This is a genomic window from Curtobacterium sp. VKM Ac-1393 (genome assembly GCF_015350995.1).
Taxonomy (GTDB): domain Bacteria; phylum Actinomycetota; class Actinomycetes; order Actinomycetales; family Microbacteriaceae; genus Curtobacterium.
Map to the genome: position 1 here is coordinate 154790 of NZ_JADKRW010000002.1, position 17134 is coordinate 171923.

Consider the following 17134-nt stretch of genomic DNA (forward strand, 5'->3'; position numbering starts at 1 on the left):
CTGGGTACGGTGGGCGACATGAGCGACGAACGCATCGAGTCCCAGTGGTGGTTCAACGACAAGACCGGCCAGGTCGAGCAGGGTCCGCAGTCCGCGCAGCGCGACCGCATCGGCCCGTTCGACACCCGCGAGGACGCCCAGCACGCGCTGGACCGCATCGCGGCGAACAACGAGAAGTGGGACGCCGAGGACCGGTGACGCGGACACGCGCCCCGGCGGCGCGTCGCACGCCCCCGCGCACGGCACCGGACCACTAGCCTGGGACGAGGCCCGCCCACGGCCACCCGATACACGGAAAGGTCGTGCATGGACAAGCAGACGGACTTCGTGCTCCGCACCATCGAGGAGCGCGGCATCAAGTTCATCCGACTCTGGTTCACGGACGTCATCGGGACGCTGAAGTCGGTGGCGATCGCCCCGGCCGAGGTCGAGGGCGCGTTCGCCGAGGGCATCGGGTTCGACGGCTCCGCGATCGAGGGGCTGTCCCGTTCGTACGAGGCCGACGTGCTGGCGCACCCGGACCCCTCGACGTTCCAGATCCTGCCGTGGCGGGGCGAGGTCGACCCGACCGCGCGGATGTTCTGCGACATCACGACGCCGGACGGCCAGCCCGCCGTCGCCGACCCGCGCAACGTGCTCAAGCGCACGCTGGCGCGGGCGAGCGAGCGCGGCTTCACGTTCTACACGCACCCCGAGATCGAGTTCTACCTGCTCAAGAGCCGTGAGTGGAAGGACGGCGGCCCGCAGCCCGTCGACCAGGCCGGCTACTTCGACAACGTCCCCGGTGGCAGCGCGCACGACTTCCGTCGCCGCTCGGTCCGGATGCTCGAGGACCTCGGCATCTCGGTGGAGTTCAGCCACCACGAGGCCGGCCCGGGCCAGAACGAGATCGACCTCCGCTACGCGGACGCCCTGACGATGGCGGACAACATCATGACCTTCCGCACGGTGGTCAAGGAGGTCGCGATCGAGCAGGGCGTGTACGCCACGTTCATGCCGAAGCCGATCTCCGGCCAGCCGGGCTCGGGCATGCACACGCACGTCTCGCTGTTCGAGGGCGACCAGAACGCGTTCTACGAGGCCGGCGGCGAGTACCAGCTGTCGCGGACCGCCAAACACTTCATCGCCGGTGTGCTCAAGCACGCACCGGAGATCACCGCGGTGACGAACCAGTTCGTCAACTCGTACAAGCGGCTCTGGGGTGGCGACGAGGCCCCGTCCTTCGTGACGTGGGGGCACAACAACCGCTCAGCGCTCGTGCGCGTGCCGCTGTACAAGCCCAACAAGGGCCAGTCCTCGCGCATCGAGTACCGCGGCATCGACTCGGCGGCGAACCCGTACCTGGCGTACTCGCTGCTGCTCGCGGCCGGTCTCAAGGGCATCGAGGAAGAGTACGAACTGCCGGCCGAGGCCGAGCACGACGTCTGGAGCCTGACGGACGCCGAGCGCCGTGCCCTCGGGTACAGCCAGCTCCCGTCGAGCCTCGACCACGCCCTGAGCCTGATGGAGGACTCGGAACTCGTGGCCGAGACGCTGGGGGAGCACGTGTTCAACTTCGTGCTGCTCAACAAGCGCCAGGAGTGGAAGCGGTACCGCGACCAGGTCACGCCCTTCGAGCTCGACACCAACCTCGGCGCCCTCTGAGCGAGCGCACCACATGACCGGTCGGACGACGTCGTCGCGCTCCGAGTTGGCCCGCCTGGGCTTCGCCGAGCTGTCGGAGAGCCTCGAGCGGATCGCGGACCTGGAGGCGCGGTTCGGCTCCGTCGTGCCGCTGCCGGTCAGCGGGACCCCTGCGCTCTGGGGCATCACCGCGGATCCCGACGGCGCGCTGCGGCTGCTGGAACGGCTGCTGGAGCGTGCGCCGGACGAGCTCCGGCCCGTCCTGGCGGACGAGGCCGCGACCGAACGGCTCATCCGACTGCTCGGCGCCTCGGTCGGCCTCGGCGAGTTCCTGCACCGTCGTCCGGCCGAGCTCGCGCTGCTGCTCGAACCCGTCGTCGCCCCGTGGTCACAGGAGCGGTACACGGCGTCGCTGGCCGAGGCGATCGACGGCGCGACCGGCGAGGACGCCCGGATGCGGTTGCGGGTGCGCTACCGCCGGCACCTCGCGCAGATCGCCCTGTACGACGTCCTGCACTCGTCGCCGACCGAGGCGTTCCCCGCCGTCGCCGCCGGCTTGGCCGACCTCGCCGGCGCTGCGCTCGACGCCGCGGTCGACGTCGCCCGGCGCGAGGTGCCGTTCCCGGCTGCCGACGTCGCGGCGACCCCACTCGCGGTGATCGCGATGGGCAAGGCGGGCGCCCGCGAGCTCAACTACGTCAGCGACGTCGACGTCATCTTCGTCACCGAGTCCACCGACGAGGTCAGCACCGACCGTGCCGTCCTGATCTCGACTCGGATCGCCATCGCGGCCACGCACGCGATCACCGACCTGGCCGCCGAACCCGGGCTCTGGGAGGTCGACGCGAACCTGCGGCCCGAGGGCAAGGACGGCGCCCTCGTCCGCACGCTCGATTCGCACGTGGCGTACTACGAGCGCTGGGCGAAGTCGTGGGAGTTCCAGGCGCTCCTCAAGGCCCGGCCGATCGCGGGCTCAGCCGACCTCGGTGCGCGGTACGCCGACGCGGTGGCACCCTTCGTGTGGAGTTCCTCGGCACGCCCGGGGTTCGTCGAGTCGGTCCAACGGATGCGGGAACGGGTCACCGACCACATCCCCGACGGCGAGGTCGACCGGCAGCTGAAGCTCGGCCCCGGAGGCCTGCGCGACGTCGAGTTCACCGTGCAGCTCCTGCAGCTCGTGCACGGCCGTGACGACGAGTCCGTGCGCGTCCGGTCCACGCTCGAGGCGATGGACGCCCTCACCGCCGCCGGGTACGTCGGCCGTGCCGAGGCCGCCCACTTCGGTCCGGACTACGCGCTGCTCCGGGTCCTCGAGCACCGCATCCAGCTCCGTCGGCTCCAGCGCACGCACCTGATGCCGACCGACGAGGAAGAGCTGCGCGTCCTCGCACGGTCGAGCGGTCTGGCCAACTCGGCATCGGCGCTCGAGACCCGGTGGCGTGCTGTCAAGCTCGAGGTCCGCGGCCTGCACGAGCGGCTGTTCTACCGCCCGCTGCTGTCCGCCGTCGCCACGACCGAGGGCGAGATCGTGCTGACCGACGACCAGGTCGTCGACCGCCTCGGTGCGATCGGCTTCGTGGACCCGCCCGGCGCCCTCCGGCACATCCGTGCGCTGACCCAGGGCACGAGCCGTCGAGCGGCGATCCAGCGGAACCTGCTGCCGGTGCTCCTGCGGTGGATGGCCGAGGGACCGGCACCGGACCGGGCGCTCCTGGCGTTCCGGCGGCTCAGCGACACCCTGGGGGAGTCGAGCTGGTTCCTCCGCATGCTCCGCGACTCGTCCGGTGCGGCCCACTCGCTCACCACGGTGCTGTCGGAGTCGGCGTTCCTGTCCGGGCTCCTCGAACGCTTCCCCGAGGCCGTCGCCTGGCTCGACGAACCCGAGGCCCTGCTCCGCGCCCGCCCGATGGACTCGTTGCTCGCCGAGATGACCGCGACGACGGCCCGGCACGGCAACGACGTCGACGGTGCCGCCGGACTGCTCCGGTCGGCGCGCCGCCGCGAGACGCTGCGTCTCGGCATGGCCGCCGTGCTCGGGCACCTCGACGTCGACTCCCTGGGGCCGGCGCTGAGCGACGTGACCGAGGCGACCCTGGCCGGAGCCCTGGCGCTCGCCCGACGCGACGCCCCGGCCGACCTCGAGTTCGGCATCATCGCGATGGGCCGCTACGGCGGGCGGGAACTCGGGTTCGGTTCCGACGCCGACGTCCTCTACGTGTACCGCGCCCCCGACCTGGCACCCGAGGTCGCGTCGCGGACGGCGCAGACCATCGTGCGTGAGCTGAACCGGCTCACCGAGGACACCGTCCACCCCCTCGACCTCGACATCGACCTGCGCCCAGAGGGCAAGAACGGTCCGGTGGTGCGCACCCTGGAGTCCTACGGCGCCTACTACGCCCGGTGGTCGCTGACGTGGGAGGCGCAGGCGCTGCTCCGGGCCCGCGGCGCCGTGGGCGACGACCAGCTGCTCCGCGACTTCGAGCACCTGGCCGACCGTACGCGGTACCCGTCCCACATCGACGACAACGAGGTGCGCGAGGTCCGACGCATCAAGGCGCGTGTCGAGTCCGAGCGGCTGCCACGTGGGGCCGACCCGGCCCGGCACCTCAAGCTCGGTCGCGGGTCGCTCAGCGACGTCGAGTGGTTCGTCCAGCTCCTGCAGCTCCAGCACGCGCTCGAGGTCCCTGCGCTCCGCACGACGTCGACGCTCGAGGCCCTCGACGGGGCAGTGGCCGCCGGGTACGTCAGTGCCGACGACGGCGAACGGCTCGGAGCGGCCTGGCGGTTCGCCTCGCGGACGCGCAGCGCGCTCGTGCTGTGGTCGGGGAAGACCACCGACGTCCTGCCCGTCGACCGCGTCCAACTCGAGGGTGTGGCGCGACTGATGGAGTACCCGCCGGGGTCGGCGAGCGAGCTGGAAGAGGACTACCTCGGCATCACCCGGCGCGCGCGCCAGGTCTTCGAGCGCGAGTTCTACGGCGCCTGACCGGTCCCGCAGGGCTCGCGACACGCCCGAGGTCACGCGCAGGGCCCGGCGTCGCGCAGTCGTCGGAGGTTAATTCTCCGTGTCGCGCACCGTCCCCCGTTGCGACGCAGTCCGTACCCCTGTTCGAACCGCCTCGGTACTGTTACCGCACCGTGACCGAACTCCCACCGGACCTCCAGGGGCCTGTTTCCGTTGCCCCCCGACACGCCAGGTGACCGCCTGCTGACCGGGGCTTTCCTTCGGAGCCGACCCGCGCCTCCCGGCCGCCTTCGAGGTCGGTACCGGCGGCCGCTGGCCGACGAGTGGTCCGCAGGAGTGCTGTCAGCACGAGGGGGGACCACTGGTCCCCGCGGAGAGGGGGACCAGTGTGTACCCCGTAACGCGCCGGAAACGCCCCCGGACGGGGGCCGCGTTGCGCGGGTCTCCAGGTTCTGTCTCAATTGACATCACCCGAACCGACCCTGATTCCCCAACGTCGCGGAATCTCCACCTCGAACGTTGAAGCAGGGATCAGTGTTCACCTTCATTCTGCAGATCAGGCAGATGGTCGAAGGCCACCCCGAGTTCTACCTGTTCGCCGTGTACTCCGCGGTGATCTGGTTGCTCTGGTTGGTCAAGGTCGTCATCTCCGCCCGCTACCGCCCGTTCACCGGCACCTTCGTCGGTACCACCAGCGTCGTCGTCCCCGTCGTGGACGAACCGCTCGACCTGTTCCGCGACGTCATCGGTCGCATGGTCGAGCAGCGACCCGGCGAGATCATCGTCGTCATCAACGGCGCCCGCAACGAGGCGCTCGAAGCCGTCTGCGACGAGTTCGCCCCGCTCGTCCGCTGGACACACACGCCCATCCCGGGCAAGCGCAACGCCGTCAAGGTCGGCACCGAGATGTCCAACGGCGACATCACGGTGCTCGTCGACTCGGACACCGTCTGGACCCCCGGCGCACTCGAGGAGCTCCTCCGGCCGTTCGCCGACGAGTCCGTGGGCGGCGTCACGACCCGCCAGCGCATCCTCGAGCCCGAGCGCAGCTGGATCACCCGCTGGGCCGACTGGCTCGAGAACTCCCGTGCGCTGTACTCGATGCCCGCCCAGAGCGTCCTCGGGCAGATCGGCTGCCTGCCCGGGCGCACGATCGCGTTCCGGCGGAACATCCTCGTGCGGGTCATGGACAAGTTCATGCACGAGAAGTTCATGGGCGTGTTCCTCGAGGTCTCCGACGACCGGACGCTGACGAACCTCACGCTCAAGGAGGGGTACCGGACCGTCTACCAGTACACGTCGCTGGTCTACACGGACGCCCCGCTGCAGGTGAAGAAGCTGTTCAAGCAGCAGCTCCGCTGGGCCCGCGGCTCGCAGTACAACACGCTGCGCATGCTGCCGTGGATGCTCGGCCACGCCCCGGTCCTGGCGGCGTTCTTCATCACCGACATCATCCTGCCGTTCATGCTCTTCGGCGTGATCGCCGGCTGGATCTACCGTGCGTTCACCGGGCAGGGCGAGAACCTGTACCAGGGCATCCTGTCGCAGTACGGCTTCTCGACCGGCTTCGTCTACGTCGCCGCGCTCATGGTCGTCTCGTCGGTGCTGAGCATGGCGATCCGGCAGATGCGTCACCTGGCCGAGAAGCCGAGCGACTTCTTCCGGCTGCCGATGTTCATCATCGTGTCGACGTTCTTCCTCATGCCGATCCGGCTCATCGGCTTCTTCCGTCTGGCGCACGCGTCCGGCTGGGGGACCCGCGCCGGTGCCTACGCCGGTGGTCCGATGCAGGAGGACCCGGCGGACAGCGTCCAGCCGAGCACGCCCGGCACGCAGATCCCGTTCAGCCCGATCGACGCGGCGGACCGGGCCCAGGCCCTCGACGGGTTCGTGCAGCTGCAGGGCACACCGTCCGGCGTCGCGCACGAGCAGGTCGCCGTGGACCGCGCGTTCGACGAGCTCTTCGGCGCGGACGCCACCGCCAACTCCACCGCGACGGTGCTCGCGACCCGGCGGGAGGCAGCAGCCGCGTTCGCCGGCCAGCAGCCCGCAGCCCCACGGACCGCCCCCGTGAAGGCCCGCCGGTACAACCCGTACGCCGCGATCCCGTACTGCATCGGCTTCGCGATCTTCGCCCTGGAGGCCTTCCTCATTGTCTGACCTCATCCGTTCCTCCAGTACCTGGTGGGCGCAGTCGAGCAAGCACGCCCGCTGGACCGCCGTCGGGACGACCGCCATCGTCCTCGCACTCGCCCTCATCACCTGGTCCGTCTGGGTCTCCCCGGCCGGCCCCGTCTCCACCGCCGTCCACCAGGCGCTCGGTGTCACCGCCCCGAAGGCGAAGAAGGTCTCGGCCGCCGAACTGCAGACGCAGCTCGACGCTGCCCAGGACCGCATCTGGGCGCTCGAGGGCAAGCTCGACTCGAGCACGGCCCAGGCCGGGTCGCGTGGCGACCAGGTCACGGAGCTCAAGGCGCAGATCGCGTCGCTCCAGTCCCAGCTCGGTGCCGCGAAGCACTCGGGAGGCGCGTCCTCCGTCACGGCGTCGGGTTCCGGTGCGAACGGGGCCGGCACCTCGGGCTCCGGTTCCGGATCGGGATCAGCCGTGTCCGACAACGGGTCGGGTTCCGGCTCGGGCAGCGGTTCCGCCGGTGGCGCGGGGTCGGGCTCCGGCGGCTCGGGTGGCAGCGGTGGTGGGGCCACCAAGCCCAACCCCGGCCCGTCGACCGACCCGGGCACCACGCCCGTCGCCGTCCCGACCAAGGCCGAGATCCTCGGGCAGCAGTCCCGCTGGTACGGCCTGTACACCGCGCAGTCCCCGTTCAACTGGGCCGAGTACGACGAGGTCTCCCGCCAGGTCGGCACCGCGTCGAACATGACCGGGTTCTTCCAGGGCTTCGACCAGGCGTTCAACGCGAGTGCGATCCAGCGTTCGTGGGCCAACGGCCGCGTGCCGCTGATGACCTGGGAGACCGCCCCCGCGCAGACCGGCAACGACCAGAAGTACGTCGCCGGCTACACGAACCAGGACATCGTCGACGGCGACTTCGACGCCTACCTGACGAAGTACGCCAAGGCGCTCAAGGCCAACGGGCAGCCGATGGTCATCCGTCTCGACCACGAGATGAACGGCTCTTGGTACAACTGGTCCGAGGGGTCCGCCCAGCAGAACGCCGCCGGCTCGTACGTGAAGATGTGGCAGCACGTCCACGACGTCTTCCAGGCGAACGGCGCGAACGACTACGTGGTGTGGGACTGGTCGCCGTCGCGCATCGACAAGCTCGGCAACCCGAAGTACCAGACCGTCGAGTACATGCAGCAGTACTGGCCGGGTGCCGACTACGTCGACTGGGTCGGCATGAGCGGCTACTACCGCGACGCCACCGAGCAGCCGACCTTCGCGAACACGTTCAGCGCGACGCTGTCGCAGATCCGCCAGATCGCACCGGGCAAGGGCATCATGCTCAACGAGATCGGCGCGACCGAGACCGGCACCAGCGTCTCGAACCCCCAGAAGACGCAGTGGATCGACTCGCTCTTCGACGCCCTGGCCGACCCGGCCAACGACGACATCATCGGGTTCGCGTACTTCAGCGAGACCGCGACGACCATCATCGACGGCAAACGCACCACGAACGACTGGCGACTCAACTCGCGAGCCGACTCCCTGCAGGCATTCGCCGCGGGCATCAAGCGCAACGACATCGACTACGACCTGCAGGAGGTCACGCCATGACCGCGTCCAAGAAGTCGCCCGCAGCGGCCGACACCCGTCCCGCACCCGTCATCAGCGTCATCGGCACCGGCTACCTCGGTGCCACCCACGCGGCCGCCATGGCCGAGATGGGCTTCGAGACGATCGGCGTGGACGTCGACCCGGCGAAGCTCGCCGCGTTGTCCGCCGGCGAGGTCCCGTTCTTCGAACCCGGTCTGCCGGAGCTCATCACGAAGCACGTCGCCAGCGGCAAGCTCCGGTTCACCGCGGACATCGCCTCGGCGGTGGCGGCGGCGGACGTCCACTTCGTCTGCGTCGGCACACCGCAGAAGGCCGGGTCGCACGCCGCGAACCTCGCCTACGTCGAGAGCGCCACCCGCGGCGTCGCCGAGAACCTCACGCACCCGGGCCTCATCGTCGGCAAGTCGACTGTGCCGGTCGGCACGGCCGCACGGCTCCGCGGCATCGTCCGCGAGTTCACCTCCGACGGCATCGACGCGGAGCTCATCTGGAATCCCGAGTTCCTGCGCGAGGGCAAGGCCGTCGAGGACACCCTGCACCCGGACCGCCTGGTCTGGGGCGGTGCGTCGGAGGCCGCCGACGCCGTCATCCGCGAGGTCTACGCCGCCCCGATCAGCGAGGGCACCCCGGTCATCACGACGGATCTCGCCACCGCCGAACTCGTCAAGGTGAGTGCCAACGCGTTCCTCGCCACGAAGATCTCGTTCATCAACGCGATCTCGGAGATGTGCACCATCGCCGGCGCGGACGTCTCGACGCTGGCCGATGCCCTGGGCCACGACTCCCGCATCGGCCGGAAGTTCCTGAACGCCGGCCTCGGTTTCGGCGGCGGCTGCCTGCCGAAGGACATCCGGGCGCTCATGTACCGCGCGAACGAGATCGGTGCCGGGCAGGTCGTCGGCCTCATGCAGCAGGTCGACGAGATCAACATGGGCCAGCGGCAGCGGGTCATCGACATGGCGATCGACTCGGCCGGCGGATCGGTCCTGAACCGCCGTGTGGCCGTGATCGGCGCCGCGTTCAAGCCGCTCACCGACGACGTCCGGGACTCCCCGGCGCTCAACGTCGCCGCCGCCCTGCACCTCCGCGGCGCCCAGGTGACGCTGTGGGACCCCGAGGCGATGGAGCCCGCTCGACGGTCGTTCCCGACCCTCACCTACGCCGACTCGATGGAGGCGTCCATCGAGGGCGCCGACGTCGTCCTCGTGCTGACCGAGTGGGACGAGGTCGTCACGGCCGATCCCGCCCGGCTCGCCGAGCTCGTCGGCCGGCGCGTCGTGATCGACGCGCGCAACTGCCTCCCGGTCCAGGACTGGGTCAAAGCGGGGTGGACCGTCCGTTCCCTGGGACGGCCCACGCCGGTCGCGGGTGCACCCGTGAGCGTCGCAGCCGGGACCAACGACACGCTGGCCACGGCCCGTTAGTCTCCGTCTGCGAAGCGGGGTCCGTGCCGGGCGGCACGGACCCCGTTCGCGTGCGCGCGGGCTGAGGGTGACCGCCCACCCCGCCGAAGCGACACATTGCTGCGGATGATTCGCGGCACACTGTCGCTGTCGCGGCACAGACGAAGGCCCCGCACCTGACGGTGCGGGGCCTTCGTGAGTCAGCGAAGATCAGACGCCGAAGTACAGCTCGTACTCGAACGGGTGCGGGCGCTGGGCCAGCGGGAGGATCTCGTTCTCACGCTTGTAGTCGATCCAGGTCTGGATGAGGTCCTCGGTGAAGACGTTGCCCTTCGTGAGGAACTCGTGGTCCGCCTCGAGGAAGTCGAGCGCCTCGTCGAGGGAGCCGGGGACCTGCGGGATGCCCTTGGCCTCTTCCGGGGGGAGCTCGTAGAGGTCCTTGTCGACGGGCTCGTGCGGCTCGATGCGGTTCTGGATGCCGTCGAGGCCCGCCATCAGCTGCGCGGCGAAGGCGAGGTACGGGTTGCCCGAGGCGTCCGGCGCGCGGAACTCGATGCGCTTGGCCTTCGGGTTGGTGCCCGTGATCGGGATGCGGATCGCCGCGGAACGGTTGCCGGCCGAGTAGACCAGGTTGACCGGCGCCTCGAAGCCCTTGACCAGGCGGTGGTACGAGTTGATCGACGGGTTGGTGAAGGCGAGCAGCGCCGGGGCGTGCTTGAGCAGGCCGCCGATGTACCAACGGGCCAGGTCGGACAGGCCGCCGTAGCCGTTCTCGTCGTAGAAGAGCGGCTTGCCGTCCGACCAGAGCGACTGGTGGGTGTGCATGCCCGAACCGTTGTCACCGAAGAGCGGCTTCGGCATGAACGTGGCGACCTTGCCCCACTGGTCGGCCGTGTTCTTGACGATGTACTTGAACTTCAGGATGTCGTCCGCGGCGTGGACCATCGTGTCGAACTTGTAGTTGATCTCCTGCTGGCCGCCGGTGCCCACCTCGTGGTGCGAGCGCTCGAGCTCGAAGCCCGCGTCGATCAGCTTGAGGGTGATGTCGTCGCGCAGGTCGGCGGTCTTGTCGACCGGCGACACGGGGAAGTAGCCGCCCTTGTACGGGGTCTTGTTGGCGAGGTTGCCGCCTTCTTCGTCACGACCGGTGTTCCAAGCGCCCTCTTCGGAGTCGACCGCGTAGAACGACTCGTTCTGGGTGACGGAGTAACGGACGTCGTCGAAGATGTAGAACTCGGCCTCGGGGGCGAAGAACGCGGTGTCCGCGATGCCCGTCGACGCGAGGTACTTCTCGGCCTTCTTCGCCACCTGGCGCGGGTCGCGGCCGTAGATCTCGCCGTTCCGCGGGTTGTAGATGTCGAAGATCATGATGAGCGTGCGCTCGGCGCGGAACTGGTCGACGTACGCCGTGGTCACATCGGGGATCAGCTGCATGTCGGACTCGTGGATCGACGCGAACCCACGGATCGAGGAGCCGTCGAAGAGCTGGCCGACCGAGAAGAAGTCCTCGTCGACGGTCGATGCGGGGATGTTGAAGTGCTGCTGCACACCCGGCAGGTCCGTGAATCGGATGTCGAGGAACTTGACGTCGGTGTCCTTGATGAAGGCCAGGACCTCGGAGGAATCGCTGAACATGGGGCCGATCTCCAATGGGTTGGGTGATGTCGGAGGCACCGATCAAGGCACCTCCGACGAGGCTATTGACACGGGGTTTCCCGGACGTGACTGAATTGTTTCGGGCGTGTTACGCGCGGCCAGTCGCCTACGCTGGGAGCATGGCCCGCAGCTCCTCCAGTCCGTCCGTGCCCTCCGAGCATCCCGACGGCTGGCCGGGCAAGGACCTCGGCCTGCCGGAGACCGGTCCCCGCAGCGTCGGGCGCATCGGACGGCGGATCGTCGCCCTGCTGATCGACGGCGCCCTCGCCGACCTCGTGGCCTACGTCACCGGGGTCTGGTCGCCCGTGAACGGTTCCGGGGACATCGCGCACAGCTGGGTCCAGCTCGCGATCTTCGCCGGCCTGCAGGTGCTCTTCATCTGCCTGCTGTCCGGGTCGTTCGGGCACATCTGCGTCGGGCTGCGCGTCGTGCCGATGCGTGGCGGCTACGTCGGGGTGTGGCGTCCGGTACTCCGCACCGTGCTGCTCTGCCTGGTGGTGCCGGCGCTCATCATCGACCGCGACAGCCGCGGCGCGCACGACCGGATCGCCGGGACGGTGCTGGTCCGGCGCTGACGCGCGTCCTGGCGCCCGCGGCCGCGCCGCACCGTGCGAGGTTCGTCGCCGGGTGCGCCGGGGCGCGCCGGCGTGCGGCTGCGCACGGTGCGAGGTTCGTAGGCCGGTGCGAGGTTTCGTGCCAGGGTGCGCCTGCGCACGGCGCGAGGTTGGTCGCCCGGCGCGCCTCGGTGCGCCGGGGTGTGGCTGCGCACGGTGCGAGGTTCGTCGGCAGGGGTGCGCCTGGGTGTGGCTGCGCACGGTGCGAGGTTCGTAGGCCGGTGCGAGGTCGCCGGCTCGGTGCAGCGCGACAGGCTCGCGCCGAGCGGGCAACCTCGCACCCGGTGGCCGAAGCCGCACGGTGCAGCCGGCTGGCGCGACCGGCCGACCACACCGACCGCCCCCACCGCACGCCGAACGCCCCCGACCTGGCACGGTCGGGGGCGTTCTGCGGCGCGGGCGGGGCCGGGGCGATTCAGCGCGAACGGATCAGCGCGGACGCCCGGCACGGGCACGCATCGGGTCCATGCCCTTCGGGATCGCGGCCGCGGGGCTCTGTGTCAGGGAGTCGAGGCGGTTCGCGACGGCCAGGACCTCGTTGCGGTTGAGCGACTTCTTGTACTTGTTCATCACACGCGGGAGCTTGTGCAGCGTCACCGCTTCGTCACCCTCACCGACGTGGACGATGTGCACCGCGACGTTCGGGACGATGCGCTGGACCTTGCGACGCTCTTCCTCGACCTGACGGTTGAGGTTGCCGCGCTGGCCCTCGGTGATCAGGACGACACCGGGCCGACCCACCGCACGGTAGACCGCGGACTGCGAGCGACCGTGCACGGCGACGGGCATCTCGCTGGAGCGCCACTGCCGACGCAGCGAGTTGGACAGCACGGCACCGACGGCTCCGGGCTGGCCCTCGATCTGCGAGTAGGCGGCGCGTTCGGCCAACCGACCGAGGACGATCAAGAAGAGCAGCACGCCCATCAGGACGCCGGCGACGATCCACAGGATCATCGCGAGCCAGTTCCGCCCCGGCAGCAGGAGCGCCAGCAGGACGCCGAGGACAACCGGGCCGACGAAGGCGAGGGCGAACCACCACACCGACGACGGGTCTGCCCGCCGCGTCATCTGGAAGACCTGGAACATCTGCTTGAGACGCCCCGGCTCCTTCGCCTTCGTGTCTGTGGAAGAGCTGCGTGCCATGCCAACAGGATACGGCCTCCGTGCGCCGGGGGAGACCGCACGTGGTCCGGCTGTGCGCGAACACGCGTTGTCCACAGGTCGGACGGGACGGACGGGAGGCCCGGCTCGCCTCCGCCACGCTCGTCACCATGGACACGACGACCGACCAGGGCATCCACGACGCCCGCCGCGACCGGTGGGTCGCGTCGTCCACCGACACCGCTGCGCTGGCCTGGGTAGCGGACCGGACCGCCACCACTCACCGGCACCTCGTCCCCGTCGCCGCGGTCGGCCGGAACGACGGCGGCGGACTCGTGACCGTGCTCGACCGCCCCCGTGGAACGCCGCTGAGCGCTGCGCTCGACCGCCTCGGCGCACCCACGACCGGGGTCGCGGTGACGCTCAGCGTGCCGCTGCTCGAACTGTTCGTCGCCGCTGTCGACGGTGCCGTGCGGCTCGGCGCTGCGGGGATCGACGACGTCCTGGTGGACGATGCCGGCGCCGTCGTGCTGTGTGACCGACCAGTGGGGGCGTCCCGTGATGACGAGGCACCGGCGGCAGCGGCGACCGCGACCGATGTCGACGCCGCTCGGGTCGTCGTGCTCGCTGCTCGGGTCGTCTGGGAGCGGGTCGACCCGCGTGATCCCGTCCGTGACGACGTGGACACCGCGCTCGTCCTCGCTCTGGACGGCGACCGCACCGCAGCGCGAGCGGCTCTCGACGTCGTGCTGGCCGCCGCCCCGCCGCGGCCGTTCCGGTGGACGCCACCCAGGGCCGACCTGCTCTTCGCCGAACCGGAACCCCCGCGCAGCACCGGCACCGTGGCCGACCGCCTGCTCGCCGTCGTGCGGGACGCCGTCGAGCACGGTGTCCCGCTCGGCGCCGGCCGACGGCTGCCGCTGCGCCGAGTCGTCGTCGGGATCGTCGTCGCGACCGGCACGGCGATCGCTGCCGTGTCGACCCTCGGCGCTGGGAACGGTGGCAGCTGATGCGAGCCCTCGCCGGAACGGGGACGGCCCCGGTCCCCCCACGCGGGGGAACCGGGGCCGTCGGCCGTGCTGCTGGGATCAGTACCCGAGGTTGGGGGCGAAGTTGCCCGCTTCCAGACGGTTCTTCACCGCGACGAGGTACCGCGAGGCATCCGCACCGTCGATGATCCGGTGGTCGTACGACAGGGCGAGGTAGACGAACGAACGGATCGCGATGGCTTCCTGCCCGTCGACCTTCACGACCGCCGGACGCTTCGTGACGATGCCCGTGCCGAGGATCGCGGACTGCGGCAGGAACACCACGGGGGTGTCGAACAGCGCACCACGCGAACCGGTGTTCGTCAGCGTGAACGTCCCGCCGGCCAGCTCGTCGGGCTTGAGCTGGTTGTTCCGGGTGCGCTCCGCCAGGTCGGCGATGGACTTCGAGAACTGCGCCAGGTCGAGCGACGCCGCGTCCTTGATGACCGGGGTCAGCAGGCCGCGCTCGGTGTCCACCGCGATGGAGACGTTCTCGGACTCGGGGTAGACGATCTCGTCGCCCTCCACCGTCGAGTTGATCTTCGGGTGGGCCTTGAGCGCCTCGGACGCCGCCAGGGCGAAGAACGGCATGAAGGAGAGCTTCGACCCGGTCTTCTCGAGGAACTCCGCCTTGTGGGCGTCGCGGAACTGCGCCACCTTCGTGACGTCGACCTCGACGACGCTCGTGAGCTGCGCGGTCGAGGTCATCGACTGCACGGCACGCTCGGCGACGACCTTGCGCAGGCGCGTCATCTTCTCGCGGGTGCCACGCAGCGGCGAGACCTCGGCGACGAACGGGCCAGACGCGGCGACGGGTGCTGCGGCACCAGCGGCGGCCGGGGCCTTCGCGACGGCCGCGAGCACGTCTTCCTTGCGGATGCGACCGCCGACACCGGAACCGGTGACGGTGGACAGGTCGACGCCCTGCTCGTTGGCGAGCTTGCGGACGAGCGGCGTGACGTAGCCGGAGGCCGCGCCGTCCTGCGTCGGGTTCGGCACCGCTGCGGCGGTCGTCGCGCTGGGCGCTGCGGCCGGTGCTGCCGGGGCGGGGACCGCTGCCGGGGGAGCCGGTGCGGCGGCGGGCGGCGGGACCGGAGCGGCCTGGGGGACCGGAGCGGCCGCGGGCGGTGCTGCCGGTGCCTGCGGGGCGGCCGGCTGCGTCTGTCCGGCGGGGGCCGGCTCGGGCTCGGTCGGCTCCGGTGCGGGGGTCTCGGACTCCTGCTCGGTGCTCGGCTCGGCCTCGGGGGCCTCTGCCTCGGCTGCGGCTTCGTTCGAGGACTCGTCGGACGAACCAGCGTCGGACGAACCGTCGCCGATCTTCACCAGCGCGGTGCCGACCTCGACGGTCTCGTCCTCCTGCACGAGGATCTCCTCGATGACGCCGGCGACGGGCGACGGGATCTCGGTGTCGACCTTGTCGGTCGAGACCTCGAGCAGCGGCTCGTCGACCTCGACCCGGTCACCGACGTTCTTCAGCCATCGGGTCACCGTGCCCTCGGTGACGCTCTCGCCGAGCGCCGGGAGGCTGACGGATTCGCTCATCGGGTGGACTCCTCTTCGCAGGGGGTTGCAGTTGTTGTTGATGTCATTGTCACAGTGCGCGGACGCGTCCGGGTCACAGCGCGTGCAGCGGCTTGCCCGCGAGGTGCAGGAACGCCTCGCCGAGGGCTTCGTTCTGCGTCGGGTGCGCGTGCACGAGCGGAGCGATGTCCTCCGGGTACGCCTCCCAGTTCACGGCGAGCTGGGCTTCACCGATGAGCTCGCCGACGCGGGCGCCGATCATGCTCACGCCGACGACGGGTCCGTCGATGACGCGGACGACCTTGACCGACCCGGAGGTGCCGATGATGTGGCTCTTGCCGTTGCCGGCCAGGTTGTACTCGTACGAGTCCACCTTGTCGGCGCCGTACTCGGCCTCGGCCTTGGCCTGCGAGAGGCCGACGGAGGCGACCTCGGGGTCCGAGTACGTGATCTTCGGGATGTTCTTGTCCTCGATGATCACCGGGTTCAGGCCGGCGATCTCCTCGGCGACGAAGATGCCCTGCTGGAACCCGCGGTGCGCGAGCTGCAGGCCGGGGACGATGTCGCCGACGGCGTAGACGTTCGGCAGGTTCGTGGCGAGGCGCTCGTTCGTGGTGACGAAACCGCGGTCCATCGCGACGCCGACCTCGTCGAAGCCGACGTTCTGCGTGACCGGGCCACGGCCGACGGCGACGAGCAGGATGTCGCCGTCGAAGGTCTTGCCGTCCTCGAGCGTGACGACGACGCCGTTCTCGTGCTGCTCGACGCCCTGGAACCGGACACCCAGCGAGAACTCGATGCCGCGCTTGCGGAAGGCGCGCTCGAGCTGCTTCGACATCGATTCGTCCTCGGCGGGGACGAGGTGGGGGAGTCCCTCGACGATCGTGACCTCGGCACCGAACGACTTCCAGACGCTGGCGAACTCGACGCCGATGACGCCGCCGCCCAGGATGACGACCTTGTTGGGGACGTAGTCCATGCGCAGTGCGGTCTCGGAGGTGATCACACGGCCGCCGATCTCGAGACCCGGCAGGGACTTCGAGTAGGAACCGGTCGCGAGCACGACGTTCTTGCCGACGATGTTCTGGTCGCCGACCTGCACGGTGTTCTGCGAGGTGAGACGGCCCCAGCCCTCGACGACGGTGATGCCGCGGGCCTTGATGAGCCCCTGCAGGCCCTTGTACTTCGAGGTGATGATGCCCTGCTGGTACTCGATGACCTTCGGGACCTCGACGCCGGCGAACTCCGCGATCACGCCGTACTTCTCGGCGTCGCGCGTCGCGTCGGCGACCTCGGCCGCGTGCAGCAGCGCCTTGGTGGGGATGCAGCCACGGTGCAGGCACGTCCCTCCGAGCTTGTCGCCCTCGATGAGCGCGACGCTCATGCCGAGTTCGGCGGCCCGGAGCGCAGCGGCGTAGCCACCGCTCCCGCCACCGAGGACCACGACGTCGTAAGTCTGTTCCGTCACCTGGTGCAACTCCCTCGTG

General features: G+C 70.0%; 12 protein-coding genes. 8 read left to right on the forward strand and 4 right to left on the reverse strand.

Annotated elements, in window-relative coordinates:
- The first annotated feature begins 18 nt into the window (after positions 1-18).
- From ITJ59_RS04575 to ITJ59_RS04600, 6 genes are all read left to right on the forward strand, one after another.
- A complete protein-coding gene (locus ITJ59_RS04575) occupies positions 19-198 on the forward strand; it encodes an SPOR domain-containing protein (RefSeq protein WP_194649955.1) in 180 nt (59 codons plus the stop codon).
- 108 nt (positions 199-306) lie between these two features.
- Complete coding sequence (gene glnA / locus ITJ59_RS04580) at positions 307-1644, forward strand: type I glutamate--ammonia ligase (protein WP_111087010.1); 1338 nt, start codon at positions 307-309, stop codon at positions 1642-1644.
- 13 nt (positions 1645-1657) lie between these two features.
- Positions 1658-4609, forward strand: a complete 2952-nt coding sequence (locus ITJ59_RS04585; RefSeq protein ID WP_194649956.1) for a bifunctional [glutamine synthetase] adenylyltransferase/[glutamine synthetase]-adenylyl-L-tyrosine phosphorylase — start codon at positions 1658-1660, stop codon at positions 4607-4609.
- Positions 4610-5122: 513 nt separating this feature from the next.
- The gene (locus ITJ59_RS04590; RefSeq protein WP_194649957.1) at positions 5123-6748 is read left to right on the forward strand and encodes a glycosyltransferase family 2 protein; all 1626 of its coding nucleotides are present in this window, start codon (positions 5123-5125) and stop codon (positions 6746-6748) included.
- Complete coding sequence (locus tag ITJ59_RS04595) at positions 6741-8324, forward strand: glycoside hydrolase family 26 protein (protein ID WP_194649958.1); 1584 nt, start codon at positions 6741-6743, stop codon at positions 8322-8324. The genes ITJ59_RS04590 and ITJ59_RS04595 overlap by 8 nt, the downstream gene beginning before the upstream one ends.
- The gene (locus ITJ59_RS04600; protein WP_194649959.1) at positions 8321-9748 is read left to right on the forward strand and encodes a UDP-glucose dehydrogenase family protein; all 1428 of its coding nucleotides are present in this window, start codon (positions 8321-8323) and stop codon (positions 9746-9748) included. Before ITJ59_RS04595 ends, ITJ59_RS04600 begins: the two co-directional genes overlap by 4 nt.
- Before the next feature lie 189 nt (positions 9749-9937).
- On the opposite strand, the gene glnA (ITJ59_RS04605) is transcribed toward ITJ59_RS04600, so the two are convergent.
- The gene (glnA, locus tag ITJ59_RS04605) at positions 9938-11362 is read right to left on the reverse strand and encodes a type I glutamate--ammonia ligase (protein WP_111087015.1); all 1425 of its coding nucleotides are present in this window, start codon (positions 11360-11362) and stop codon (positions 9938-9940) included.
- Positions 11363-11502: 140 nt separating this feature from the next.
- Between glnA (ITJ59_RS04605) and ITJ59_RS04610 the strand changes: the two genes are divergently transcribed.
- The gene (locus tag ITJ59_RS04610; protein ID WP_194649960.1) at positions 11503-11958 is read left to right on the forward strand and encodes an RDD family protein; all 456 of its coding nucleotides are present in this window, start codon (positions 11503-11505) and stop codon (positions 11956-11958) included.
- 468 nt (positions 11959-12426) lie between these two features.
- On the opposite strand, the gene ITJ59_RS04615 is transcribed toward ITJ59_RS04610, so the two are convergent.
- On the reverse strand, positions 12427-13140 hold the full coding sequence (locus tag ITJ59_RS04615; protein WP_194649961.1) for a DUF4191 domain-containing protein: 714 nt from the start codon (positions 13138-13140) through the stop codon (positions 12427-12429).
- Between the two features lie 128 nt (positions 13141-13268).
- On the opposite strand from ITJ59_RS04615, the gene ITJ59_RS04620 reads away from it, so the two are divergent.
- On the forward strand, positions 13269-14108 hold the full coding sequence (locus tag ITJ59_RS04620; RefSeq protein ID WP_194649962.1) for a hypothetical protein: 840 nt from the start codon (positions 13269-13271) through the stop codon (positions 14106-14108).
- A 78-nt stretch (positions 14109-14186) separates the two neighbouring features.
- Here ITJ59_RS04620 and sucB read toward each other — a convergent pair whose 3' ends face one another.
- Positions 14187-15668 carry a 2-oxoglutarate dehydrogenase, E2 component, dihydrolipoamide succinyltransferase gene (gene sucB / locus ITJ59_RS04625; protein WP_194649963.1) on the reverse strand — a complete coding sequence of 494 codons (1482 nt, stop codon included), beginning with the start codon at positions 15666-15668 and terminating at the stop codon, positions 14187-14189.
- A 73-nt stretch (positions 15669-15741) separates the two neighbouring features.
- On the reverse strand, positions 15742-17115 hold the full coding sequence (lpdA, locus tag ITJ59_RS04630) for a dihydrolipoyl dehydrogenase (RefSeq protein ID WP_194649964.1): 1374 nt from the start codon (positions 17113-17115) through the stop codon (positions 15742-15744).
- Positions 17116-17134 lie beyond the last annotated feature (19 nt).